Source organism: Acinetobacter sp. FDAARGOS_515 (assembly GCF_003938865.1).
Taxonomy (GTDB): domain Bacteria; phylum Pseudomonadota; class Gammaproteobacteria; order Pseudomonadales; family Moraxellaceae; genus Acinetobacter; species Acinetobacter ursingii.
On the sequence record NZ_RKIX01000003.1, the window covers coordinates 379,769 to 402,843 of the forward strand.

Annotated in this window: 23 protein-coding genes, 5 tRNA genes, 1 other RNA gene and 1 riboswitch; of the genes, 17 read left to right on the plus strand and 12 right to left on the minus strand. The window is 41.4% G+C overall.

Annotation, left to right across the window (positions count from 1 at the left end; genetic code table 11):
* Positions 1–3: 3 nt before the first annotated feature.
* The 5 genes from EGS47_RS03270 to coaD all read right to left on the minus strand — a co-directional run bounded on the left by EGS47_RS03270 (position 4) and on the right by coaD (position 3,868).
* On the minus strand, positions 4–2,289 hold the full coding sequence (locus EGS47_RS03270) for a TonB-dependent hemoglobin/transferrin/lactoferrin family receptor (RefSeq protein ID WP_125269181.1): 2,286 nt from the start codon (positions 2,287–2,289) through the stop codon (positions 4–6).
* A 300-nt stretch (positions 2,290–2,589) separates the two neighbouring features.
* Positions 2,590–2,666 (minus strand) — tRNA-Met (locus EGS47_RS03275).
* 62 nt (positions 2,667–2,728) lie between these two features.
* Positions 2,729–3,084, minus strand: an RNA gene (rnpB, locus tag EGS47_RS03280) — RNase P RNA component class A.
* 27 nt (positions 3,085–3,111) lie between these two features.
* Complete coding sequence (locus tag EGS47_RS03285; RefSeq protein WP_010588836.1) at positions 3,112–3,375, minus strand: YfhL family 4Fe-4S dicluster ferredoxin; 264 nt, start codon at positions 3,373–3,375, stop codon at positions 3,112–3,114.
* Between the two features lies 1 nt (position 3,376).
* A complete protein-coding gene (gene coaD, locus EGS47_RS03290; protein ID WP_004990612.1) occupies positions 3,377–3,868 on the minus strand; it encodes a pantetheine-phosphate adenylyltransferase in 492 nt (163 codons plus the stop codon).
* A 158-nt stretch (positions 3,869–4,026) separates the two neighbouring features.
* On the opposite strand from coaD, the gene smpB reads away from it, so the two are divergent.
* Positions 4,027–4,503 carry an SsrA-binding protein SmpB gene (gene smpB / locus EGS47_RS03295; protein WP_004990613.1) on the plus strand — a complete coding sequence of 159 codons (477 nt, stop codon included), beginning with the start codon at positions 4,027–4,029 and terminating at the stop codon, positions 4,501–4,503.
* Between the two features lie 42 nt (positions 4,504–4,545).
* Here the strand turns inward: smpB and EGS47_RS03300 are convergent, their stop codons facing one another.
* The 3 genes from EGS47_RS03300 to rluD form a co-directional block, all read right to left on the minus strand.
* Positions 4,546–5,127, minus strand: coding sequence for a flavodoxin family protein (locus tag EGS47_RS03300; RefSeq protein ID WP_004990614.1), 582 nt, complete (start codon positions 5,125–5,127; stop codon positions 4,546–4,548).
* A 40-nt stretch (positions 5,128–5,167) separates the two neighbouring features.
* Complete coding sequence (gene pgeF, locus EGS47_RS03305; protein ID WP_125269182.1) at positions 5,168–5,908, minus strand: peptidoglycan editing factor PgeF; 741 nt, start codon at positions 5,906–5,908, stop codon at positions 5,168–5,170.
* A 98-nt stretch (positions 5,909–6,006) separates the two neighbouring features.
* Positions 6,007–7,056, minus strand: coding sequence for a 23S rRNA pseudouridine(1911/1915/1917) synthase RluD (gene rluD / locus EGS47_RS03310; RefSeq protein ID WP_004990616.1), 1,050 nt, complete (start codon positions 7,054–7,056; stop codon positions 6,007–6,009).
* A gap of 72 nt (positions 7,057–7,128) precedes the next feature.
* Between rluD and EGS47_RS03315 the strand changes: the two genes are divergently transcribed.
* Together EGS47_RS03315 and EGS47_RS03320 are read left to right on the plus strand one after the other, a co-directional pair.
* Positions 7,129–8,193, plus strand: coding sequence for an outer membrane protein assembly factor BamD (locus tag EGS47_RS03315; protein ID WP_004990617.1), 1,065 nt, complete (start codon positions 7,129–7,131; stop codon positions 8,191–8,193).
* Between the two features lie 144 nt (positions 8,194–8,337).
* Positions 8,338–10,236 carry a DNA primase gene (locus tag EGS47_RS03320; RefSeq protein ID WP_004990618.1) on the plus strand — a complete coding sequence of 633 codons (1,899 nt, stop codon included), beginning with the start codon at positions 8,338–8,340 and terminating at the stop codon, positions 10,234–10,236.
* A gap of 13 nt (positions 10,237–10,249) precedes the next feature.
* On the opposite strand, the gene hemA is transcribed toward EGS47_RS03320, so the two are convergent.
* Positions 10,250–11,533: a glutamyl-tRNA reductase gene (gene hemA, locus EGS47_RS03325; RefSeq protein ID WP_004990620.1), complete on the minus strand. Its 1,284-nt coding sequence runs from the start codon at positions 11,531–11,533 to the stop codon at positions 10,250–10,252.
* Between the two features lie 100 nt (positions 11,534–11,633).
* Between hemA and EGS47_RS03330 the strand changes: the two genes are divergently transcribed.
* The 12 genes from EGS47_RS03330 (at position 11,634) to ribB (ending at position 18,836) form a co-directional block, all read left to right on the plus strand.
* A complete protein-coding gene (locus EGS47_RS03330; RefSeq protein ID WP_080633051.1) occupies positions 11,634–13,337 on the plus strand; it encodes a tetratricopeptide repeat protein in 1,704 nt (567 codons plus the stop codon).
* 3 nt (positions 13,338–13,340) lie between these two features.
* Entirely contained in the window at positions 13,341–13,916 is a 576-nt protein-coding gene (gene lolB, locus EGS47_RS03335) for a lipoprotein insertase outer membrane protein LolB (protein WP_125269183.1), read from the plus strand.
* Positions 13,917–13,930: 14 nt separating this feature from the next.
* Complete coding sequence (gene ispE, locus EGS47_RS03340; protein ID WP_005003061.1) at positions 13,931–14,758, plus strand: 4-(cytidine 5'-diphospho)-2-C-methyl-D-erythritol kinase; 828 nt, start codon at positions 13,931–13,933, stop codon at positions 14,756–14,758.
* A gap of 4 nt (positions 14,759–14,762) precedes the next feature.
* Positions 14,763–14,837 (plus strand) — tRNA-Gln (locus tag EGS47_RS03345).
* A 23-nt stretch (positions 14,838–14,860) separates the two neighbouring features.
* Positions 14,861–14,935, plus strand: a tRNA-Gln gene (locus EGS47_RS03350).
* A 16-nt stretch (positions 14,936–14,951) separates the two neighbouring features.
* Positions 14,952–15,026: transfer RNA gene (locus EGS47_RS03355), tRNA-Gln, on the plus strand.
* Between the two features lie 92 nt (positions 15,027–15,118).
* Positions 15,119–15,193: transfer RNA gene (locus EGS47_RS03360), tRNA-Gln, on the plus strand.
* Between the two features lie 155 nt (positions 15,194–15,348).
* Positions 15,349–16,302, plus strand: coding sequence for a ribose-phosphate pyrophosphokinase (locus tag EGS47_RS03365; RefSeq protein WP_004990629.1), 954 nt, complete (start codon positions 15,349–15,351; stop codon positions 16,300–16,302).
* A 100-nt stretch (positions 16,303–16,402) separates the two neighbouring features.
* Positions 16,403–16,699, plus strand: coding sequence for a 50S ribosomal protein L25 (gene rplY, locus EGS47_RS03370; protein WP_004990631.1), 297 nt, complete (start codon positions 16,403–16,405; stop codon positions 16,697–16,699).
* Positions 16,700–16,719: 20 nt separating this feature from the next.
* Positions 16,720–17,301: an aminoacyl-tRNA hydrolase gene (gene pth, locus EGS47_RS03375; RefSeq protein ID WP_004996304.1), complete on the plus strand. Its 582-nt coding sequence runs from the start codon at positions 16,720–16,722 to the stop codon at positions 17,299–17,301.
* Between the two features lie 136 nt (positions 17,302–17,437).
* Positions 17,438–17,818, plus strand: coding sequence for an aspartate 1-decarboxylase (gene panD / locus EGS47_RS03380; RefSeq protein ID WP_004990637.1), 381 nt, complete (start codon positions 17,438–17,440; stop codon positions 17,816–17,818).
* A 123-nt stretch (positions 17,819–17,941) separates the two neighbouring features.
* A riboswitch (FMN riboswitch) is annotated at positions 17,942–18,084 on the plus strand.
* A gap of 92 nt (positions 18,085–18,176) precedes the next feature.
* A complete protein-coding gene (ribB, locus tag EGS47_RS03385; RefSeq protein ID WP_125269184.1) occupies positions 18,177–18,836 on the plus strand; it encodes a 3,4-dihydroxy-2-butanone-4-phosphate synthase in 660 nt (219 codons plus the stop codon).
* A gap of 27 nt (positions 18,837–18,863) precedes the next feature.
* On the opposite strand, the gene EGS47_RS03390 is transcribed toward ribB, so the two are convergent.
* On the minus strand, positions 18,864–19,349 hold the full coding sequence (locus EGS47_RS03390; protein ID WP_005003055.1) for a DUF1289 domain-containing protein: 486 nt from the start codon (positions 19,347–19,349) through the stop codon (positions 18,864–18,866).
* A 311-nt stretch (positions 19,350–19,660) separates the two neighbouring features.
* Between EGS47_RS03390 and EGS47_RS03395 the strand changes: the two genes are divergently transcribed.
* Positions 19,661–20,593, plus strand: coding sequence for a rhodanese-related sulfurtransferase (locus EGS47_RS03395; protein ID WP_005003053.1), 933 nt, complete (start codon positions 19,661–19,663; stop codon positions 20,591–20,593).
* Positions 20,594–20,654: 61 nt separating this feature from the next.
* Here the strand turns inward: EGS47_RS03395 and EGS47_RS03400 are convergent, their stop codons facing one another.
* Both EGS47_RS03400 and EGS47_RS03405 read right to left on the minus strand, forming a co-directional pair.
* A complete protein-coding gene (locus EGS47_RS03400) occupies positions 20,655–21,215 on the minus strand; it encodes a GNAT family N-acetyltransferase (RefSeq protein ID WP_005003051.1) in 561 nt (186 codons plus the stop codon).
* 38 nt (positions 21,216–21,253) lie between these two features.
* Complete coding sequence (locus tag EGS47_RS03405; RefSeq protein WP_005003049.1) at positions 21,254–22,294, minus strand: Atu2307/SP_0267 family LLM class monooxygenase; 1,041 nt, start codon at positions 22,292–22,294, stop codon at positions 21,254–21,256.
* 170 nt (positions 22,295–22,464) lie between these two features.
* On the opposite strand from EGS47_RS03405, the gene EGS47_RS03410 reads away from it, so the two are divergent.
* On the plus strand, positions 22,465–23,073 hold the full coding sequence (locus EGS47_RS03410; RefSeq protein WP_125269185.1) for a DedA family protein: 609 nt from the start codon (positions 22,465–22,467) through the stop codon (positions 23,071–23,073).
* The last annotated feature ends 2 nt before the right edge of the window (positions 23,074–23,075 follow it).

Here is a 23,075-nt window from a genome sequence, read left to right on the forward strand (position 1 = left end):
TAATTAATATTTAAATTCAACACTTGCGACCACATTACGGCCTACCTCAGCAGAACGATCACGCAACGTATTAATGCTTCCACTGGTACTAGTCGCGGTATTTAATGTGCCTACACTTGAATAATTCCAATAGGTTTTGTCAAAAATGTTATTTAAAGAGACATTGAATTTCATATTTTTATTGACGTTCCAATAAGCGGACAAATCAAATACGGTATAGCCTTTCACAGGAATATAGTTTGAGTTGGTTGAATAGGTACTCACATCCTGCGATGCGGTTTTACTATCCACAGCAGTCGTTGTAAACCCAAGACCATAGACATGCTCAGGATCATCATAAGCAAGTGTTAGACTGGCTTTCGCAGGAGTAACAGAGTTTACCCCACTCTTTTTGCCATCGTTATCTTTGGCGCGGCCTCTGGTTTTACCTGCAACCAAGGCTACACTAAAACCATCTGCATCATGAATAAAATGTCCAAGATCTACACGTGTAGAAAGCTCCCCGCCCCAAATTGCAGCTTGTGCCAGATTTTCTGCTTCATAACATAAAAACACGCCTGAAACGGTACATTCAGATGCTGGTAAAGATTTATAATCAATGAAATTATCGTATTTGGTATAAAACCCAGTTAAATCCAGTTTTATCCCTTCAATCGAATCATTTCTTAGCCCTATCTCAAATGCATCACTGGTTTCCTCTTTTAAATCAGAATTACCAGCCAAATAATATGAATTGGTAGACGTGGTCTGGAAATAACTGCCTAACTCTGTTGCACTTGGAACACGTGTACCACGAGTGTATTTCGCATAAGTATAATTGTAAGGCGTTAACTGATAACTCAGTGACAATCCCGGCGATAAATAATTGAAATCTTTATCAGAAAAACCTGAATAATTTGAATTCTCTGGTTTAATTTCTTGGCGTTCTGCACGTAAAGACGGGGTCAATCTTAAAGCACGATCGAACACATCAAAAGTCATGCTATCTGACACATAGGCAGCGTAACGATTGACTTTAGAATCAGACAAATAACTTCCCTGATATAAAGTTGATGAAGTTGGAGCACCATTACGCAATTCTTTACGATCACTTGAATATTTCTTTTGATCTACTAACAGACCATATTCAAAATGATGCACATCAAGATATTTTTCGGCATCGAGTTTGATGCCCGTATTTTCTTCTTTAAAGGTATTATTGACATCACGATAATAAGTCGCGGCTTTATAACCCGTACGGGTATCATTATGTGATTCCTGATACCAAGCTTTGGCTTTCAACTGATCGAATAAACTAAAGTTACTTGGCTTAAACCGATAATCCAGACTGTATTGTTCGCGTTCAATATTTTGGTTTTGTGTACCATCTCCATACGTGATCCCTGTATAGGTAGAACCATCCAACTTACTAATATCATTTTTCTTTTTATAATAATCCGCGGTAAAACCCAGTTGATGTTGTTGATTAATGTCCCAGATGATACGACCTAAAATGGCATCAGATTTCCAGTCAGCAGGAAATTGTTTGGTATCCGAATTACCCTGAATTTCTTTACCATCACGATGCGCATAAGCAATCAATGCTTTAAGCGTATCATTCCCAACAGCACCTGTAACCGAACTTAACCACGCTTCATCTGCCGAGCTATAACCCGCTTTCGCAGTAGCGGCTACATTTTTCCCATCTATCAGATAATCTTCAGGTGATTTAGTCTTGAATGAAACACGTCCACCAATCCCATCTGTTGAAGCACCCGTTGTACCTGATTGGATATTCACTGTTTGAAACATTTCAGGTTCAATATAATCACGGCCTGCGGCACTATTACGCATACTTGCACCTGTCCAAGTCGCAACAGTTGCATCTGCGATATCAATACCATCAACATCTAGCCCTACCCGATTACCATCAATCCCACGAATGTTATAACTACTGGTACCTGAGCCTGCATAAAAAGCACTCGCCCCGTTGGCTGCAAATGGCGCACTCACCAAAGGCAAATATTTCACAATACTGGCCATATCTGTTGCACCTGTGCGATCTAAATTATCTCGACTAATGCTCGTCACAGAAGAGGGAACTTTGTCTTCCTTTTCAGCGTACACCGTAATAACAGAAAGCTTAGTATAGTGATTTGAATCAGCCGTTTTACTTTCTTCTGCCGCCAAGAGACTCGTGGAGACTGGTACCATCAACATGCCAAGACATACCGCTAAATAGTGCGGTTTCAATCGAATTTGCGGATTGACCTTATTTATGGACGTGAACTGATTCTGAGGACGATACATAACCCACCAATAAATGATAAAACTAAAGATAATAATTACTATTCAATAAATTAATTTATGCAGTTTTAGGCCTGATAAATTGCAGGAGAAATAAAGAATGAATAGACTTAAATGAGAATGATAATCAAAAGTAATAATATTTGCTACAAAAAATCACAGAAAATTGACATCCTGATTAATTTACAAGCATTTATAGATTCAATAACTTAAAAGATCGCCATAAATATTATTTGAATAATTTTCACATAAACCAAGAAAATTGACATAAAAAAAGACCATGCAGGAGCATGGTCTGTTAAATGGTGGCTATGACGGGACTTGAACCTGTGACCCCAGCATTATGAGTGCTGTGCTCTAACCAACTGAGCTACATAGCCGAAAACTGTGCGCGCATTATCCAAAGTTATCTGAGATACGTCAAGCAAATTTTTCATAAAATTGGTGAAGTGGACCTGTAAGCCGGGTTCTGTCGAGGACGATCATTCCTCTAGGCGTACAATCACTCATACGCTCAAGCGACCTACCCGAATCCAGTACGGGCCGTACCTCAGGATTCCTATTTGGTCTTGCTTCTGGTGGGGTTTACCATGCCGTGAACTGTTACCAGACACGCGGTGCGCTCTTACCGCACCCTTTCACCCTTACCTCACGAATGAGGCGGTCTACTCTCTGCTGCACTTTCCGTCGACTTTCGCCGCCCAGGCGTTACCTGGCACCCTGCCCTATGAAGCCCGGACTTTCCTCCCCTGCTTCAGTCACGAAGACCTCCACAGCAGCGACCGTCCAGTCCACTTCAGGAGCGCATAGTAGCAAAGATTTGGATTAATTGCTTGTGCTTTTTTGATCAATTAGTTTTTGATACTTTTGCAAAAGCTCCCCATGTGTTTCAACATGGTCAGGATCTTTAGGAATGCAATCAACAGGGCAAAATAACTGACATTGCGGTTCATCAAAATGTCCCACACATTCAGTACATAAGTCTGGATGAATCTCGTAAATCACGTCGCCCATAAAAATGGCCTCATTTGGACATACGGGTTCACAGACATCGCAATTGATGCATTCATCAGTAATAATGAGTGACACTCTACCAACCTTGTTGATGTTTGCGTTCGAAGGCTTCCACCACAGCTTGCGGGACAAACTTGGCGACATCTCCTCTTAAACGCGCAATTTCACGAACTAAAGTCGATGAAATAAAGGAATATTGTTCAGACGGGGTTAAAAACACGGCTTCAAAATGTGAATCTAATTGACGATTCATATTTGCCAATTGAAATTCGTATTCAAAATCAGATACAGCGCGTAAACCTCGTAATACTGCTGTTGCATTTTGTTCGCGAAAAAAATTGACCAATAAGCCGTCAAATCCAACAAACTCAACATTGGGTAAATGGCTTAAAGAGGCTTTGGCCAACGCGACACGCTCTTCTAAACTAAAGACTGGGTTCTTATGATGTCCAATCGCAATGGCGACCACAACTTCATCAAACATTCGTGAGGCGCGAGTGACCAAATCAATATGTCCATTGGTGATTGGGTCAAATGTACCTGGATAGATAACACGTGCTTTAGTCATCCATTTTTACTCTAGTTTATTTTCTGAGAGTTGTATTCTAGCAAATCTTGATTTCTTAGCGAAGACATCGTATCAATAAGCCACCTGATTAAAATGAAAAAACTTCACCTCTGTCACTGTTTCAGGCACAATAGCTTAACTTTGGAATTTTTAAGATTATGGCGAAAGCAGTAGTAGTGAAGAAAAATAACGGCGGCACCATTGCGCAGAATAAACGCGCGCGCCACGATTATTTTATTGAAGAAAAATTTGAAGCAGGCATTGCGCTGCTAGGTTGGGAAGTAAAATCTTTACGCGCAGGCCGCATGAGCCTGACCGAAAGTTATATTATTTTTAAAAATAGTGAAGCCTATTTGTTTGGTGCACAGATTCAACCTTTACTTTCTGCATCCACACATATCGTTCCCGAAGCAACGCGTACCCGTAAATTGTTATTGTCTCGTAGACAAATTGAACAATTGATGGGTGCAGTCAATCAGAAAGGTTATTCGTGTGTACCTTTAGCCTGTTACTGGAAAGGTCATCTGGTCAAACTGGAAATTGCATTGGTAAAAGGTAAGCAGCAACACGATAAGCGTGCGACTGAAAAAGACCGTGACTGGCAGCGTGATAAGGCAAGGTTAATGCATAAATAATTTGATGCATTAACAATTAAATGAATACAAAAGCCTCTGAATTTACTTTTTGGAGGCTTTTTCTTTCTCTGCACAATTTAAACGATAGAGCACACCCGCAATATACTCCCCAAACCATATTGCAGTATCAAGATCACCTTTAGGCGGGGTAATCTCAACAGGAGCATTATCGGATTGAGTCATCAAGCCTAAACAACTCGAAAGTCGATTTAAATCTGTTTCTGTAGAACCCGTTGCCATTAATGGCAATCCAGACCAAAGCATACCGTGCTGCATCGCGAAAATATTAAGTTGTTGAAGGACTGCGAGTTTATCACCGCTTAGACCACCAGAATTTGCAAAGCCAGCGGCAAGTTTGCCTTGCCAGAGACGATTTTTCCAACGCTTAGATGTACTATCCATAAACTTTTTAAAATCAGCCGAAACACTTCCCATATAAGTGGGGGACCCGAAAATAATCCCGTGTGCCGCATCCAGAGCATCCCAGTCAATATGTTCAATCGACATTAAATGCACATCAATAGCTAAGGTTTTTGCACCTTGTGCAATATACGACGCAACTTTGGCAGTATGTCCATAAGGGCTATGATAAACAATACAAAGTGATTTTTTGAGCAGTGACATAAATCAATCAAACTGATAGTACTTTGAAAGTTTACCACTTTTATCGGATAAAAACGAATGTCGCCATGCGTCCTGTTTTGGCATTACGCCGATAAGAATAGTATTCATCTTGTTGACGATAAGAACATTGATCACCGCCAAGTATTAACTCTATTCCATGTTGCTCCAAGATATAACGCGCAATGGCATAAAGATCCGCATAAAACTTATCATCCTGTTTGCCTTGTTCAAAAGCTATATCCAGTTCTGGGTATTTTTCACAGAACGTTTTCTTGACCTCAATCCCTACCTCAAAACAGGGCTGACTAATCGCAGCACCCAGCCAAGCCCATGTCGCGCCACTTTGCATGGCTTCAATGGTATTTTCAATCATTCCACCCGCAAGACCACGCCAACCTGCATGTAAATTCGCAACTTCTGTACCATCCCGATTGCCCAAAACCACAGGCAGACAATCAGCCGTCATCATCATCAGCGCATGACCTTTGGTTTGAGTAACTAATCCATCTCCAACCAGTGCATCAAATGTTATTTGTTCATTAACAGTATGGCAAATAGTGCTATGGGTTTGGGTCATCCATGTGATTTTATTAACCCCATATTCGGCAAACTCATTCAGCAATATCATGCGATGCTGCTGAACACGCTCAGGATCGTCATTGACATGTAAAGCCAGATTAAATCCAGCTAAATCAGCATGAATACTTGGCAGCGCTCCAGCATGTTGAATGGTGGTCTGTCCCACATAAACACCTTGTGGTAAACCCTGCACAAAATTCATGAACTGATTCCTTTAATCTTGAATGGAGTTTTTCATAAGCCCCTTTTATTTCCTCCTTAGAAAAAAATAAAGAGGGCTTAAATAGTTACGAAAGAAACCTAATAAGCCGCATTGTCCTGACGCAAGACCTCAACCAAATAACTAAAATCTTCTGGCCACGGTGCTTCAAACATCATATTTTCGCGAGTACGCGGATGAACCAGACCCAGTTTGGAAGCATGTAAAGCCTGACGCTTGAAAGCACGTAAGGTAATATTTAAACGTTCACTTGCTCCCGCAGGAACACGAACTCGATTCATATAGACAGAATCGCCCACCAAACCATGGCCGATATAACTAAAATGCACCCGAATCTGATGCGTCCGCCCCGTTTCAAGTTGTGCCTGTACACGCGTAAAGTTTTGGAAACGCTCTTTGACATTATAATGCGTTACCGCATCACGCCCGCCCGGAAGAATAGCCATTTTAATACGGTCAACTGGATGACGTTTAATCGGTTCATCAATAGTACCTCCCGCCACAATATTGCCATAAACAATTAAATCGTAAATGCGGTAAACCGATTTATCTGCCAGTTGTTTACTTAAGGAAAACTGTGCTTCGAGATTTTTGGCCACTACCAATAAACCGCTCGTATCTTTATCAATACGATGCACAAGTCCCGCTCGCGCTAATTCAGCCGATTTTGGATAGTGATATAGCAAGGCGTTAACCAGTGTCCCTGAACTATTGCCTGCGCCGGGATGCACCACCATGCCCACAGGTTTATTAATCACTAAAATATCATCGTCTTCATAGACAATGTCCAGTGCAATATTTTCAGGCTGATTAGTAGTCTGAGCCTCAAGCTCGACATTTAAGGTCAATAACTCATTACCTTCACAGCGATATTTGGGCTTTACGATGTTACCATTTACCAACAAATGGCCATCTTTCATCCACTGTTTGAGGCGTTCTCTGGAAAAGTCGCTCCACACACTGGCTGCGACCTGATCAATGCGTTGTCCCAGATAAGTTTCATCAAGCTGCTGTTGCAACGATAAACGTGTTGCAGTTGTGTCAGAATTATGATTATCTGCATCCTCAGAATCTTCAAGTAAGAAGTCTGTTTCTGAGAGATTTGAATGAGAAGATTGTGCTGAAGTCATTTGCTCAAATTGATAAAAGTGGTTTAATAGCGCAATTGTAGCTCATTGCCCGTATATAACAGAGGAGTTTTTATGTCGCTACCAAATTATAAGATTACCATGCTTGCCCTTTCTCTTGGTGTAGCGACTGCAATGGTGGGTTGTAGCAGTAATCCAAAAAAAGAAGTAGTCGATACTGGGCCTAAGTCAAGTGAACTGGTTTATTTTGAAAAAGCCGAAAAATCACTGAGTCGCAAACAATATTCAGACGCAGCAAAGTCCTTAGAAGCAATCGATACCTATTATCCTACAGGTCAATACGCCCAACAAGCGCAACTTGATCTGCTGTACGTCAAATTTCAACAAAAAGATTATGAAGGTGCGATTGCACTTGCAGAGCGTTTTATTCGCTTGAATCCACAACATCCTAATGTCGATTATGCCTACTATGTACGTGGCGTGTCCAACATGGAACTCAATTACGATAGCTTGTTGCGCTATACCTCATTACAACAGTCACATCGCGATGTGAGTTATTTAAAACTGGCTTATCAAAATTTTGTTGACTTTATTCGTCGTTTCCCAAGTAGTGAATATGCGGTCGATGCAGCACAGCGCATGAAATATATTCAGCAAGAACTTGCTGAAAATGAAATTAATGTAGCACGTTTTAATTTAAAACGTCAGGCTTGGCTTGCGGCGGCTGAACGCGCACAATGGGTTGTTGAACATTATCCACAAACACCGCAAACTCCTGAAGCACTCGCAACTTTAGCGTATGCCTATGACAAATTAGGTGATCAAGAGCTTAGTCAACAATACACCAATGTATTAAAACTAAACTACCCAGATTTAGTGAAATCTAATGGTAAAGTTGATTTGCGCGCAGCGCGTCATGAGGGAAGCTGGTGGAATCGTGCAACACTGGGTATTTTAGGTCGTGGATCGAAAACCTCAGGTGTTGAAGAAGCAACATCGGATCATCCAACTGAAAAACGCAGCCTGACCAATCGTTTGAGTTTTGGTTTACTGGATAAACCTGAACAACATGAAGTTGCGCCTATTTCCGCACCACCAGTACAACAAACTGTTCCGAGTATGAGTGTTGTACCAGATACGGTCGCGCCACAAACCAATGATGATGATGCTGCCAACTAAACTGGTTTCGTTACACAGCAAGGCAAGTTCATCTGACTTGCCTTTTTTCATTTTGAGCGCATTGAAATCATCACCATTAGACTGCATCATGTAAAGTGGTCTCAATGACAGCAATATTTTTCGTCCAGACACGGTAATTTTATTATGGCGATTCCACAACATACGATTGATCAAATTCTGGATCGTACAGATCTGGTCGAACTGATTGGTCAGCGGGTAAAGCTTAAGAAAACTGGACGAAGCTATTCGGGCTGTTGCCCATTTCATCAGGAAAAAACCCCTTCTTTCCACGTCTATCGTGACAAAGGCTATTACCACTGCTTTGGCTGTCAGGCCAATGGCAATGCGATTCGCTTTTTAATGGATATTGATAGCCGTAATTTTATCGATGTTATGCAGGAGCTTTCTAGCAAAGCAGGAATCGAATTACCCAAAGATAATTTTGATAATAAAAAACTGTCTTATAAACGCACACCACAAAAACTTGAGCCCAAAGCGATTGCTGCACCAGAAGTCACATCACCAGCAATTACACAGCAAGACCAAGATCCCAATCAGGCTTTTGCCGACGCGGCAAATCTGGCAATGCCTGTCTATTTAGATGATCCTTTTGCACAGTTTGATAGCACCCTTTCTCCTTTTGAGGATATCCCGCAAGAAGGAAATTTATACGACTTACTTGAAAATGTAGCGCAGTTTTATGAACGACAACTTCCTCACAGTAAAAAAGCACAGAGCTATTTTAAGCAACGTGGATTAACAACTGAAACCATTCAGTTCTGGCGGTTAGGTTATGCACCTGAAGATTGGCAACATCTGGAAAAAGCATTTCCACAGGATATTGACGGTCTAAAAAAAGTCGGCTTAATTCGTTCCAGTGATAACGGACGGGATTTTGATTTATTGCGTGAACGGGTGATTTTCCCGATTCGTGATCAAAAGGGTCGTGTAGTGGGTTTTGGCGGCCGTGCGCTGAATGATGAAATCAAACCCAAATATATCAATTCACCAGACTCCGATATTTTTCATAAAAATCAATTGCTCTATGGACTCTATGAAGGACGAAAACTCAAAGCCCATGACTGGTTGATGGTTGAAGGTTATATGGATGTCATCGCCTTACAACAATATGGCGTTTATGGTGCTGTTGCGACACTTGGAACTGCCAGTAATGCAGATCATCTCACGACCTTATTTAAGCAAAATCCGCGGATTACCATTGCCTTTGATGGAGATGCCGCAGGTCAAAAAGCCGCTCGACGCACGCTGGAAATTGCACTTCCTTTATTAAATGATGGACGTGAACTTAAATTTTTTGTATTGCCCCATGAACACGATCCAGACTCATTGATTCGTCGTGAAGGCTTAGAAAGTTTTAATCGTCTACTGGATCAGGCTCCGTTATTGTCTGACTTTGTCTTTGCGCATTTAACAGGACAGCACGACATTTCCAGTCCAGAAGGTAAAAGTCTGGTGATGGGCGAACTGAAAGCACTGACTGAGTTATTACCTAAACATGGCTCGTTTCGCTATTTGCTTACCCAGTCATTTAGAGAAAAGTTAGGTTTAGGGCGCAAATGGACGCCACAAATCAGCCATGATGCATCTTTGTCTTTTAATATTCAAACCAAAGATGAAGATTTTGCACTGGCGATTTTGATGCACCATCCTTATTTATATATTCACTTTGAGGCCCTCCGCGCAGTCATCGATTCCAATGAGTTGCTTGGCAAAACTTTGGCTATTTTCGATCGTATTTTTGATGAATTACCCGATGATCAAGAATTGGCAACTTATTATGTGCTGGGCGCATGCAGTGCCTATTGTCATGAAATTGCAGACATCATGCAAAGAACCAATATCGAAAGCCTGACACAAGCTCCCGAAATTGCGGATAAACTTGCCAAAGAATATTCTTTAGGATTACAAGAGAAATACTTGCGGCAAAAATTAAAAGCACCGATCTCTCTATTGGAATCGCGTAACTTACGTCAACAGCTCAATGAACTCACCAAGCAGATTGGTTTAAGATTATTATCTTAGCGATATTAATAGATTATTTTTTAGGCTTTCGTTCTTTGGCAAACACGTCAGCCAATTCATTCTGTATCCATTCAAAATAATCAGGACTTTCATTTTGCGCCGCTTCACGCAATAAAATTGAAGTCGGATGCAGCATTTTTTGCGTTAAACGATGTGCAAAGTTTTTTAACACATCTTCTGGATTTTGCCCTGTTTTTAAGGCTTCAAGCGCAAGTGCAAGCTCTGACCGACGTTGTGCCTCGCCATGCTCACGATACGCTTGTATGGTGCTCCCTGCCTGCTGAATTTTTTGCTGTGTGACCAGTTGAGTCGCCAACTGATTGACCATCACTTCAGCTTCAACTGCTGCCTGACGACGTTGTGCCAGATTTTCATCAATCACACTTTGCAGGTCATCGACACCATACAGATAAACGCCATCCAGACTTTCAACTTTCGGATCGATATCACGTGGTACAGCCAAGTCCACCATGAGCATCTGTTTGTAACGACGTTTTTTCAGCGCAGCACGGACATCTTTATAATGAATGACTTGATGCAAACTACCCGTACAACTCGACACGACATCTGCGCGATGCAAATGATCTGCTAACTGATTAAATTCTATAATCTCGACATCAACCTGCTGAGCAATTTCCTGTGATAGGTTTTCAGCACGTTCACGACTCCGATTACAAATAATAATTTTCGCAACTCCCATTTCTGCCAAATGCTTAGCCACCAGACTATTCATTTCACCAGCAGCAACCACCATCACGGTCAACTGTTCAGGATGACTAAATACTTGCAAAGCCAATTGGGCAACGGCATAGCCCATCGACACCGCATGACTACCCACCGCGGTCTCTGTACGCACCCGCTTGGCAGCATAAAACGCATATTCAAAAATTCGATTTAGACTAGGTGAAATGGTGTGCGCTTCTTTAGACAAATTCAGCGCACTTTTGACTTGTCCTAAGATTTGTGGCTCACCGAGCATGAGTGAATCAAGCCCACTGGCCACCCGCATCAGATGTGTAACCGCTTGCGCATTTTCGTAACGATAAACATGATGAAGTAATTGTTTTACTTCAATATCATTTGATTGGGCAAGCCAGTCTAGTACCATGTCCGCATTATCTGCGATGGCGTACACTTCAGTACGATTACAGGTCGAGACCACCACCATATCATTTAAATGGTGATGATCTCGCTGCTCGGCAAGCAAAGCACTCAATCGCTCTGCATTAAAAGCGATTTGTTCTCTCAACTCTACGGAAGCTGTTTGATGATTGACACCCAATGCAAAGAAGGACATATCAGATCATCATTTCGCTAAATTTATGCTATTGTGCAATAACGGTGTCATAAAAAGCATACTTAGATTACGGAAAAATGGATTACTAAAATTGCGTCAAATGAATTGCCGAATTAATGGTACGTCGATTAGACAATATTCTACCACATTCTTACTGTTAGGAAGCATGGCATCATCAGCGCATGTACGTGCTGTGACTGATTTTTATCCAATTCAACCCAATACAGAAGCACTTAAGCAAAGTATGATTGCTGAGTTTGCACTGGCTTATGACGACATTCCAACCGCAATCCATAACTACACCGTTTTAGCCATTAAGAGCAATTCACCCGCCATTAAACAACGGGCTTTGGATATTGCACTCGAATATAATGACATGAAAGCGGCACTGGATATTGCCACGCATTGGGTGGTACAAGAGCCAGAAGATGTTCCCGCACTGTTTTATCTGGCCCATATTGCCTTAAAAGCACATGAATACAAGCTTGCAGCAGATACACTGGATAAAATTTTAAATATCGATCCTAATGCGGATTTGGAACAAATTGTCGCGGGCATTTCACCCGAGTCAGCTGCCGATCGTGCTGACTTACTCAATATTCTGAATTTTAGTAAAGAGAAAAATAACCCTTCGGTGTTGGCTTTGATCGCAGGATTACAAGCACAAAATGGCGAACTCGATCAGGCGCTTACGACCATTAATCGAGCATTGCGAAAACGCCCCAAAGTCACAGGTTTTATTTTAATGAAAGCCAATTTATTGATTGGCTTAAATGATCTGGAAGGCGCTCAACAGTGGTATGCAAAATCAAGCAGACGTCACAAGGATAATCTGGAGGTTCGTTTGGCTGAAGCACGTTTTTTAGTCAAAAACAATGAACCAGAACTGGCACTGGAAAAACTACAAAGCATTATTAAAGACTGGCCAGATGCAGAAGAAGCCAAATTTATTGCAGGCTTAACCAGCATTGATTTAAAACAATACGAAAAAGCCGAGCAATATCTGGTCGATTTACGCTATTCAGCCAAATATCAAAATGAAGCCTATTATTATCTGGCTGTGAATGCTGAACGCAAACAGCATTTTGAAACAGCAAAAGCCTATTATCGGCTGGTCGATGGTAGCCTCTATGTCGTTTCACGTCGCAATATGATTGCCATTTTTGAAAAACAAAATAACCTAAATGATGGTTTACGCTTTCTCACTCAAGAACGCGTCAATTACCCACAACATGCCAGTTTTTTATATCAGGCTCAGGCTGAAATTCTCAGAAAAATGGGCAATAAAAAAGCAGCCATTCGCCTATTAGATGAAGCGATCAAAAGCATTACAGATGACCCTGAACTGATCTACGCCGAAGTGCTGATGCTCGATCCGAATATGGATCGGGATAAACTTGATCGGGCATTAAAGCAATTATTACAGATTGAACCCAATAGCCCGACCTATTTAAATGCCTATGCCTATACCCTTGCCTTGCAAAATCGCCGACTGAACGAAGCCAGAGAATACGCTGAACTTGCACTGGAATATGCACCTGAACAAGCTTCAATATTGGATACGCTGGGCTATATTGCCTTTTTACAAAATGATTTTCCTGCCGCGGCTGATTCATTGGGGAAAGCATATAACTTAAGTCAGAACGTCAATATCGGAGTTCGATTTGCCAAAGCCTTGTACATGCAAGGTGATCTGGACAAATACACTCAAGTGTTACAACAGCTGAAACAAAAGCATGCAAATGATCCACAATTACAACAGCTTGATGGATTAATCTTACCGTTAAGTACCAAAAAGAGTTAATTTATGAATACGCTTTCTCAAACCTGTATTGCACTTTGTTGTTCCAGCGCGTTGTTTTTAACAGGTTGTCAGCATTTTACCCAACCACAACTACCAAAGAGCACTCAAGAAAGCGAAAATCAATTTAACCTACAAGGTAAAATTGGCGTACGAACCCCACAACAAACAGGCAGCGCTTTTTTTACGTGGGCACAACAACAGCAAAACTTTGATATCGAATTAACTGGCATTTTGGGGATGGGTAAAACTCAAATTCAGGGAAAAAATGGCAAAGTTACTCTGAATAGTGCAAAAACGGGACTTATTACAGCATCCTCTCCAGAAGAGTTACTTGAACGTGCAACAGGATGGCAAGCTCCGATTACCCACATTATTAGTTGGGTACAAGCCAGACCTGCAACTACACAGGCTCAAACCACTCAAGATGCCAATGGTCGAATAAACCATATCCAAGAAGATGATTGGAATGTTGATCTCAGCTATGATGCAGAGCAAAAATTACCGAATAAACTTATTTTAAAGCAGCCACTTGAAGATAATAAAGAAAACCGTATTACAATGGTCATTCAAAATCGTTAAGTCAAGTGAAGATAATGATTCGGGTTCCCTCTCCTGCCAAACTTAATTTGTTTTTGCATATCACAGGTCGTCGCGCAGATGGTTATCATGAATTGCAAAGCATTTTTGAGTTGATTGATTTATATGACTGGATGAACTTTTATCCAAATGATGATTCAGCCATAGAAATCGCAGGGCTTGAACAAGTCGATCTGAAAAATAATTTAATTTATCGTGCCGCAGAAATATTAAAACCTTATGCCCAAAAATTATGCGGCCTAAAGATTGAAATCGAGAAAAATATCCCGATGGGTGCAGGGCTAGGTGGAGGTTCATCCAACGCTGCCACAACGCTGATCGTGCTCAATCAACTCTGGCAATGTGGTCTCAATATTCAGCAACTGGCAGAGCTTGGATTACAGTTGGGCGCTGACGTTCCTGTGTTTGTGCATGGTCAAAATGCATGGGCAGAAGGTGTCGGTGAACATTTATCATTCATAGACTTAGCTCAAAAACAATACATCATTTTAAAACCTGACTGTTTTATCAGCACTCAATTACTTTTTTCGCAAAAAACATTGACAAGAGATTCCAAGCCTACTACATTTTGCGCCTATCAGTTAAAGCCATCCAGCTTTGGAAATAACTTTGAGCCTATCGCTAGAAGTCTATATCCACAGGTTGATGAAGCAATGCATTATTTAGATCAATTTGGTCAGGCAAAGCTTACAGGAACAGGTGCTTGTGTTTTTACTGATATCAATGCTGAAATGAATATTGCTGAAATTGTTGAAAATGCGCCATGTAAAGCTTATGTGGTGAATAGTTTAAAACAATCTCCACTCTATGATTTTCAACTTTGAAGATAGGGGCGTCGCCAAGTGGTAAGGCACCGGGTTTTGATCTCGGCATCCGTTGGTTCGAATCCAGCCGCCCCTGCCAATTACATCTGAGATTTCTGTATTAGGGGCGTCGCCAAGTGGTAAGGCACCGGGTTTTGATCTCGGCATCCGTTGGTTCGAATCCAGCCGCCCCTGCCATTACAGATTTCACATTAGGGGCGTCGCCAAGTGGTAAGGCACCGGGTTTTGATCTCGGCATCCGTTGGTTCGAATCCAGCCGCCCCTGCCATTTACATCATGAAAGTCAGACTGGTTTTTACTTTGTTTTTTGTTGAATTTTCTTGACATAAACAGGTAAAAATATTAAAGTTCTGCCGCATTAGGGGCGTCGCCAAGTGGTAAGGCACCGGGTTTTGATCTCGGCATCCGTTGGTTCGAATCCAGCCGCCCCTGCCATATAACAGATTGTTCCTTAAACTACCCGTTAGAAAAATGAAACATTTTTCTTTTGCGCTCGGGCAAAGCATTGCTTTACCCCTTTGGAAAATCATGCTTTTTTCCCTTGCGCTCGGGTGAAGCGTTGCTTCACGTAATCCTCGCTCAGGTGCTTCATGCCCAATCTTGTCGTTTTTAGTGGAACTGCTCATCCACAATTTGCTCAAAAAGTCGTTAGTCATTTGCACATCCCTCTGGGAGCCGCTGCTGTAGGTAAATTTTCTGATGGTGAAATCACTGTCGAAATTACTGAAAATGTGCGTGGCAAAGACGTTTTCATTGTTCAGCCTACCTGTGCACCCACCAACGATAACCTGATGGAAATTCTGGTGATGGCAGATGCCTTGCGTCGTGCCAGTGCGGGACGTATTACGGCTGTGATTCCATATTTTGGTTATGCTCGTCAAGACCGTCGTCCACGTTCAACGCGTGTACCCATTACTGCAAAAGTAGTTGCAGATATGTTAACTACAGTTGGCATTGACCGTGTGGTAATGATTGACTTACATGCTGACCAAATTCAGGGCTTCTTTGATATTCCTGTCGATAACATTTATGGTACTCCTGCATTGCTTGCTGACTTACGTCAACAACAGCATCACAACTTAATGGTCGTTTCGCCAGATGTTGGTGGTGTTGTTCGTGCGCGCGCCGTAGCCAAGCAAATGGGTGACATTGACTTAGCAATTATCGATAAACGTCGTCAAAAAGCCAATGAATCGCAAGTGATGCATTTGATTGGTGATGTAAAAGACCGTGATTGCGTCATTGTTGATGACATGGTCGATACAGCAGGTACATTGTGTAAAGCAGCCGATGCACTTAAGCAATTTGGTGCGCGCCGTGTGATTGCATACGCCACTCACCCTGTTCTTTCAGGTAAAGCGATTGAAAACCTTACAAATTCTGTGATTGATGAACTGGTTGTGACAGATACCATTCCTCTTTCTGTAGAAGCGCAGAACTTAGGCAAGATTCGTCAAGTCTCAGTTGCGGGCATGGTTGCTGAAACAATTCGTCGTATTAATAACGAAGAATCTATTAGCGCAATGTTCGATAGTTATCTATAATAGCGCAGCTTTTTTTTCTAAACCCTAGCTTTGGCTGGGGTTTTCTATCACTAAACTGGTCGCAAGTTTAGTTTATTTAAACCTTAATGAGGATTTACTCATGGCAAATTTCGTATTAAACGCTCAAGCGCGTGCTGACGACAAACAAGGGAAAGGTGCGAGCCGCCGCCTTCGTCGTGAAGCATTAATTCCTGCTATCATCTATGGTGGTAATGCAGAGCCTGTAACAGTCACTTTAGAACTTCGTGAACTTGTTAAAGCGTTAGAAAACAATTCATTCTTTGAAGAAGTTGTTGAAATCAAAATTGGTGACAAAGTTGAAAACGTTAAAATCCAAGCGTTGCAACGTCATCCTGCTAAAAACACACCAATGCACGCAGACTTTAAACGCGCGTAAGTTGTGTTGAGCGTAAATTAGTGTCAAATATTTCGCTAATTGTTGGTTTGGGCAATCCCGGTGCGGAATATGCTCAAACCCGCCATAATGCAGGTTTCTGGTTTGTTGAACAACTTGCAGATCAATATGGTATTACCCTCAAAAAAGATCCAAAATTTAACGGTTATACTGGGCGTGGTACAATACAAGGACATGATGTCCGTCTATTGATTCCAACCACATTCATGAACCGCTCTGGTCAAAGTGTTGTTCCCTTTGCCAAATTCTATCAAATTGCCCCCGAATCCATTTTAATTGCTCATGACGAATTGGATATGAATCCTGGTGTCATTCGCCTAAAAAGTGGTGGTGGTCATGGTGGTCACAATGGTCTGCGTGACATTGTTCCGCATATTGGTTCAAATTTCCATCGCTTACGCATTGGTATTGGTCATCCTGGTTCGAAAGAACGTGTTTCAGGACATGTACTGGGTAAAGCCCCTAAAGATGAACAACAATTGATGGATGATGCAATTCATCATGCATTAAGCAAAGTGAAATTGATGGTCGATGGACAAATTTCACAGGCAATGAATCAAATCAACGCCTATAAACCCAATTAATATGATTTGTCGAATATTGCTGCTTGCCATACGCATCTTTTAAGAGCAAAATGCGCATGCAAATGCCGACTCAAAAAGTCAGATTAGGTTTCAACCATAAGATCATACGCTTAGGTCAACTCAGGAGACGCTAGCCATGCTATCTCGTTTATTAAAATGCAAAATTCACCGTGCAGTGGTTACGCATGCCGAACTTCACTACGAAGGTTCTTGTGCAATTGACGGCGTATTAATGGATTTAGCAGGAATTCGCGAATACGAAGAAATTCATGTCTGGAACGTCACCAACGGTAAACGTTTTGCGACTTATGCGATTCGTGGTGAAGACAATTCGGGTATTATTTCAGTCAATGGCGGCGCAGCACATCAGGCTGATGTGGGTGATCTTGTGATTATTGCAACATTTGGGGACTTTACTGAAGCCGAAGCAAATGCCCATAAACCACGTTTAGTTTATGCGAATCCAGATAACACTGTAAATCACACTGCAAACTGTATCCCAGTGCAAGTGGCTTAAAAATTAGAAATGAATAAAAAGCTCGCATTTGCGGGCTTTTTTATGCCTATTTGAAATAAGCTTTGAACCTATTGTTCTAAAAAAGTACTCGTTTTTTAGTTGAAAAAGACTATAATTATTGAACATCGCTTCAGGGCGGGGCGTAATTCCCCACCGGCGGTAAACTCAACATGAGTAAGCCCGCGAGCGCTTGGCTGTATCTGGTCAAACGCAGATTTGGTGCAAATCCAAAGCCGACGGTATAGTCCGGATGAAAGAAGACGACGTTTCACAGTAGAACATTTCTGTTCTATTGTCACGACCCTATTTCTGCATCAGTCCTGAAATGTTTAACCGTAACTTTACGAGAGCATTTCACATGTCTAGTTTAATTCAACCTGAAATTTTCTTTTCAGCTCTATCCCCTGCCGAACAAAGAATTCAACAAGCCTTAGAAGATATACGTCAAGGCAAACCTGTTTTGGTGATGGACGATTTTGACCGCGAAAATGAAGCAGATCTGATCATTGCCGCAGAAACATTAAATGTAGACACCATGGCACGCATGATCCGTGATGGTTCTGGAATTGTCTGTTTTTGCTTAACGGAACAGCTTGCCGACCATTTAGACTTACCGCCAATGGTACAAAATAACTCAAGTCAGTTTCATACTGCATTTACTGTGACGATTGAAGCGGCTCAAAGCGTAACTACGGGTGTATCTGCACAGGATCGCGTCACTACAATTCATACCGCGATTAAAGATGGAGCTGTTGCCAGTGACCTCAATCGTCCTGGCCATGTATTTCCTTTACGTGCGCGTAATGGTGGCGTTTTAACACGTCGGGGGCATACTGAAGCAACTATTGATCTAGCTCGAATAGCAGGTTTAAAACCAGCAGGTGTGTTGTGTGAACTTACGAATCCAGACGGGACAATGGCAGCAGGTATTCAGGTTTTAGCTTATGCTCAAACCCATCACCTCACCGTGATTACCATTGAAGAGTTAGTTCAATATCGAATGGAACATCATATTTAAGACTTCAAGCCCCTTATTAGGGGCTTTTTAGGACTCTTCAACTATTTTCAAAAAATGAGTCCGCATCCCGTCTGCACGTAACCATGCAAAATCATAACTGGCCTGTGCTAATGACAGAATTCGTCTTTCAAACTCCAGCCATAACGGTTTAACCTGATCACTCGTAATTACTAGTCCACTTTCATCAGCCAGATGCTTATTTTTTTCACATAATTTCAGTGCATGATAAAGCTTACGTCCAGTTGTAGCATGTTCAAGTACACGAACACGCTTTAACTCTAAAAATTGTATCACCACAATTAAATTGGCATTTGGCAACATCGGAATCAAAATTTGATCCAATTGCGAATCCAAGCGTTTCCATATCGTCAGCTGCTGTTCGGGAGTGAAGGTATTCCAACGAATAATTTCATGATTAAAACGCCGACAGCCACGACATACGTTGTCCCCGAACGTGGTCGAACAACGTCCTGCACATGGGGTTATTGTGGGGATGCGGCGATCATTACTCAAAATTTGTCTCTCTGCGTAAAGCCCCAATCAAATGGAGCTTCGTTTATTCTAGGTCATCTGCTTATACTATATCTTGTATGCAATGAAATTTTAACCACAATACTTGGTATTTTGAATAGAAATACGACAGTTATTTGATGTATATCTTCACACCGCTGATATCTCACTGTAATCAGAAAGATTTTATGATGAGCTAAATACTTTTTTAGATTTTGAAATAATCCCTATGAAATGTATTACTTTCTCGCCTAATTCTATATTTCGCGCTAAAATACGCGCCAGAATTTTTCTCTCATCTTTTGGAGTTTTCCATGAACGCTACTGTAGAACAGCTTGCACCTGTAGAACAGCAAGCGACCACTGATTGGGTTGTTGCCGCGCTATATCAATTTAAAGAAGTTAATGATGCTGCCGATTTACAGCAACGTCTTCTGGATCTAGTCAAAACCATTAATCTATGTGGAACTCTAATCGTTGCAAGTGAGGGAATTAACGGTACGGTTGCGGGTGATCGTCAGGCCATCGATACGATTCGTCAGTTTTTATTGAATGAAGGTTTTCAGGCGATGGAATACAAAGAGTCACTAAGCTCTGAAAAACCGTTTCGTAAAATGAAGATCAAACTTAAACAAGAAATTGTGACCTTGGGTGTTGAGGTCAAACCACGTGATTTAGTCGGCCATTATCTTGATCCCAAAGAATGGAACGAACTGATTAGCCGTGACGATGTGATCTTAGTCGATACCCGTAATGATTATGAATATAAAGCGGGAACATTTAAAGGCGCGATTGATCCAAAAACTGAAACTTTTCGTGAATTTCCAGAATATGTCAGACAAAATCTGGAACAGCACAAAGACAAAAAAATTGCCATGTTTTGTACGGGCGGAATTCGCTGTGAAAAATCAACTTCTTTACTTTTGCAAGAAGGTTTTAACGAGGTTTATCATCTCAAAGGCGGTATTTTAAAATATCTGGAAGAAACACCTGCCGATGAAAGTTTATGGGAAGGCGAATGTTTTGTATTTGATGGTCGTACTGCGGTGACACATGGCGTGGAAGAAGGTCAGAATATCAAATGTCATGCCTGTGGCTGGCCTTTAACCCCTGAAGAATCAGCTTTACCAAGTTATGAACATGGCGTGTCATGCGTGTACTGTATCGACAAAACTTCTGAGAAACAAAAAGAAGGTTTTCGTATGCGTCAGTCACAAATTGCCGCAGCAAAACGTAAACGCCTTTAAGATTTCTATGCATTCACGAATAGATTTAAGCCGAAATTCGTATTTCGGCTTTTTTATGGTTTTACGCCATTTGCCCTAAGATAAAAAATTGTCCCGAAGCCAAAACCACTTTATCTAAAACTTGCATGCCCAAAGCATCATGAATTTTAAGCGAAATAGGATTATCCGCATCAATAAAAGCCACAATGGCATCGAATCCTTGAGCTTTTAGTTCTTTTAAGGCTTGATCATGTAAGGTTTTGGCAACGCCTTTGCCACGAAACTGATCATCGACCAAAATCGGACCATAAGCTGCATAGCGTAAATCTGCCAAAGGGGTTTCCTGTAAAATTAAAATATTGGCATGTTCTTGGATATACGCCAAAATCTCTGGGCTTTCAGACTCAATTTCACGTTGTATCACTAAAAAACCAGCAGCTTGCTCTTCTATTTCAGCCACAGAAATAGCCGATAGCTCAATCCAGTGTTGCGTTAATTGATTAAAATGTGGATTGTCCTGTACAAAACCCGCATCCAGATTTCGTCCATTTTGATGAAGCTGTTGTTTTGAATTATGGTGGTATAGCTCAATCATCCAGTCTTTGTCTTGCTGAGTCGCTTGCCTAATTTTGATCGGTGTCATGTCCCTGCCTCACTTTTTTGTTGATGATGCATCCTTTTTCAAACGGATTTATTCACCGCTTTTCTCACTTCTGGTGCTATTTTTGTTCCATAAATTTCAATAGCGCGCATCATATGCTGATGCTCCATCGCTCCAGTATCTAGATGAGCCGCAAATCGAGTCAGCCCAAAAGTCTCAATGACTTCAATAATCTTATCCACCGCATAGGCTGTATCACCTACGATCAGGTGACCTGCCTGACTACGTCCCTGCTCGTATTGTTTGGGTTTATAACTGGGCCAACCGCGTGTCGCGCCTACACGATTCATTTGTGCGGCGTAAGTGGGATAATGAATGTTCATGAGTTGCTGGCTATCATCGACAAAAAAAGCATGCATGTGTACGCCGACCTGAAAATTCTGCATATCGTGACCATAGGCCTGATACGCTTGTCGGTAATAATCAAATAAAGCCTTGAAGTTATGATAATGACCACCAATAATCGCAAACATGACAGGTAAACCTAAACGTGCAGCACGTTCGACAGACTGCGGGGTGCCTCCGACAGCGATCCAAATCGGTAATTTTCCATGTTTGGGCCGTGGATAAATTTCCTGATTGTTGAGTTCTGGACGAAATTTACCTTTCCAAGTAATCGGATCATTCGCATTAATTTTTAATAATAAATCGAGTTTTTCTTCAAAAATTTCATTGTATTGATCGAGGTCATAACCGAACAAGGGAAATGATTCGGTAAATGAGCCACGTCCAGCCATAATTTCGGCACGTCCATCAGATAACAGATCAATCATGGCAAAATCCTGAAAGAGCTTTACAGGATCAGCAGAACTGATCACCGAAACTGAACTTGCCAAAATAATATGTTGGGTTTGAGTTGCTGCTGCCGCCAAAATAATTTCGGGCGCTGCAACCACATAATCCGCCCGATGATGTTCACCAATGCCAAAATAATCGAGCCCCACCTCATCCATCAATTTAATTTCTTCAATAATTTCTTTCATCCGAATTTCAGGAGACTGAATTTGATTGGTCGCCAAATCAAAACGCGAATCTCCGAACATGGTAATGCCAAGTTGCATAGCCTGATCCTTTTATTATCATCATTCCATCCTAAGCGATGCTGCTTTAAGTTACATGCCTGATTATGTAGGGAAATGTATAGAAAAAATTACATACGCTTATTTACATAAGAAAGATTTAAAAACAGAGACTTAATCTTTAATATCAATGTATTTACCAATATATATTTATGGACAATTGGATCATCCAGATCATTGAGAGTCTGGGCTATTTCGGCATCGCTTTTTTGATGTTTCTGGATAATGTTTTTCCTCCCATCCCCTCAGAAGTGATTATGCCGAGCGCGGGCTATACTGCATCTCGTGGGCAGCTTCAGATCGTCGGGGTGATTATTGCAGGCAGTATAGGGTCGATATTGGCTGCTGCCGTTTTGTATGCCATTGGTCGTAAAATCCCAAAAAAAGCACTGTTTAGATGGGTCGATCGTTACGGGAGATACTTATTTATTCACTCAAAAGATTTAGAGAAAGCGCTGAATTGGTTTGAACGATATGGACATCGTATCGTGTTTTGGGGGCGAATGATTCCTGCGGTTCGCTCTTTAATTAGTATTCCTGCCGGCATGAGTCAAATGCCTTTTAGCAAGTTCATGCTGTATAGCAGTTTAGGTACCATTATCTGGACCACATTTTTAGCCTGCATCGGTTTTTATTTTGGTGAAAATCAAGAACTGATGTTTACGATTATGCACCGCGTTGGCTATATCATTTTAGCGATTACCTTATGCTTTTGTGCATGGTGGCTCTATCGTAAATTTTATAAAATTAAACCGAGGTAACT

Excerpts from the sequence above, each read along its gene's own strand:
- EGS47_RS03405 (WP_005003049.1), bottom strand. The coding sequence starts at position 22,294 with ATGCAACTTGGCATTACCATGTTCGGAGATTCGCGTTTTGATTTGGCG.
- lolB (WP_125269183.1), top strand. The coding sequence starts at position 13,341 with ATGAATACGCTTTCTCAAACCTGTATTGCACTTTGTTGTTCCAGCGCG.
- panD (WP_004990637.1), top strand. The coding sequence starts at position 17,438 with ATGCTATCTCGTTTATTAAAATGCAAAATTCACCGTGCAGTGGTTACG.
- pgeF (WP_125269182.1), bottom strand. The coding sequence starts at position 5,908 with ATGAATTTTGTGCAGGGTTTACCACAAGGTGTTTATGTGGGACAGACC.
- rluD (WP_004990616.1), bottom strand. The coding sequence starts at position 7,056 with ATGACTTCAGCACAATCTTCTCATTCAAATCTCTCAGAAACAGACTTC.
- EGS47_RS03300 (WP_004990614.1), bottom strand. The coding sequence starts at position 5,127 with ATGTCACTGCTCAAAAAATCACTTTGTATTGTTTATCATAGCCCTTAT.
- EGS47_RS03400 (WP_005003051.1), bottom strand. The coding sequence starts at position 21,215 with ATGACACCGATCAAAATTAGGCAAGCGACTCAGCAAGACAAAGACTGG.
- EGS47_RS03330 (WP_080633051.1), top strand. The coding sequence starts at position 11,634 with ATGAATTGCCGAATTAATGGTACGTCGATTAGACAATATTCTACCACA.
- smpB (WP_004990613.1), top strand. The coding sequence starts at position 4,027 with ATGGCGAAAGCAGTAGTAGTGAAGAAAAATAACGGCGGCACCATTGCG.
- EGS47_RS03270 (WP_125269181.1), bottom strand. The coding sequence starts at position 2,289 with ATGTATCGTCCTCAGAATCAGTTCACGTCCATAAATAAGGTCAATCCG.
- ispE (WP_005003061.1), top strand. The coding sequence starts at position 13,931 with ATGATTCGGGTTCCCTCTCCTGCCAAACTTAATTTGTTTTTGCATATC.
- EGS47_RS03395 (WP_005003053.1), top strand. The coding sequence starts at position 19,661 with ATGAACGCTACTGTAGAACAGCTTGCACCTGTAGAACAGCAAGCGACC.
- coaD (WP_004990612.1), bottom strand. The coding sequence starts at position 3,868 with ATGACTAAAGCACGTGTTATCTATCCAGGTACATTTGACCCAATCACC.
- ribB (WP_125269184.1), top strand. The coding sequence starts at position 18,177 with ATGTCTAGTTTAATTCAACCTGAAATTTTCTTTTCAGCTCTATCCCCT.
- EGS47_RS03365 (WP_004990629.1), top strand. The coding sequence starts at position 15,349 with ATGCCCAATCTTGTCGTTTTTAGTGGAACTGCTCATCCACAATTTGCT.
- EGS47_RS03410 (WP_125269185.1), top strand. The coding sequence starts at position 22,465 with ATGGACAATTGGATCATCCAGATCATTGAGAGTCTGGGCTATTTCGGC.
- EGS47_RS03315 (WP_004990617.1), top strand. The coding sequence starts at position 7,129 with ATGTCGCTACCAAATTATAAGATTACCATGCTTGCCCTTTCTCTTGGT.
- EGS47_RS03320 (WP_004990618.1), top strand. The coding sequence starts at position 8,338 with ATGGCGATTCCACAACATACGATTGATCAAATTCTGGATCGTACAGAT.
- rplY (WP_004990631.1), top strand. The coding sequence starts at position 16,403 with ATGGCAAATTTCGTATTAAACGCTCAAGCGCGTGCTGACGACAAACAA.
- hemA (WP_004990620.1), bottom strand. The coding sequence starts at position 11,533 with ATGTCCTTCTTTGCATTGGGTGTCAATCATCAAACAGCTTCCGTAGAG.